The organism is Oleiphilus sp. HI0061 (assembly GCF_001635675.1).
Genome location: NZ_LWFE01001791.1, coordinates 1 through 787, shown reverse-complemented (window position 1 = coordinate 787; position 787 = coordinate 1). Strand labels below are relative to the sequence as shown.

At 46.4% G+C, this 787-nt stretch carries 1 protein-coding gene and 1 pseudogene; one reads left to right on the top strand and one right to left on the bottom strand.

Annotated features, from left to right (window positions below):
* Positions 1 to 357, top strand: a pseudogene (locus A3735_RS27345) (argininosuccinate lyase); the annotation flags it as partial.
* On the opposite strand, the gene A3735_RS27340 reads toward A3735_RS27345, so the two are convergent.
* Positions 354 to 787 (bottom strand): YbaN family protein (locus tag A3735_RS27340; RefSeq protein WP_369820568.1); only part of this gene is annotated, 434 nt, incomplete at its 5' end. The pseudogene A3735_RS27345 and the gene A3735_RS27340 overlap by 4 nt on opposite strands.

Here is a 787-nt window from a genome sequence, read left to right as displayed (position 1 = left end):
TATGCTGATATGATTCCGGCGATTGAGGTGAAGGCTGAAAATATGAGAGAAGCAGCACGTAGGGGCTTTTCAACCGCGACTGACTTGGCTGATTATTTAGTCGTTAATGGTGTGGCTTTCCGTGATGCGCATGAAATTGTTGGTAAAGCCGTGGCATATGGTGTTGCTGAGGAAAAAGACCTTTCAGACATGACACTAGAAGAGTTGCAGGTGTTTAGCGATCAGATTCAAGAAGATGTATTTGACGTTCTGACGCTTGAAGGCTCTGTTAATGCACGAAATCACCTGGGCGGGACGGCACCTGCACAGGTTTCTGCTGCGGCTGACAGAGTTCTTGAAAAACTAGCTGCACGTTAACTTGTCGTGCCTGACTTGATTGGCAGGCGACAGATATAGGTTGTGACGCCGGCACCTATGCAGCTAAGCATAATGACGGCCCATAACTTGCCAATGATGAGTGCGGATAAAAGCATGCTTCCCCACATACATATTAGTATCCGGGTTCGAATGTTTTTGTCCAGGCCTTCGCCGCTTTTCCAAACTGAAATGATGGGGCCTAGCTTCGGGTGTTCGTGTAACCAGCGGTGAAAACGTTCCGATGAGTGAGTGAATAACCAGGCAGCTAATAGTAAGAAAGGTGTTGTCGGTAATATCGGCAAGAAAATACCAATCACGCCAAGGATGACGCAGAGCCACCCCAAGGAGGCAATAAGTATTTTGACGCTGCCTTTCATTACTACTTTCCTGACAAATACATTTACGGTTTTTCCATTGTAGACCTTTAAAT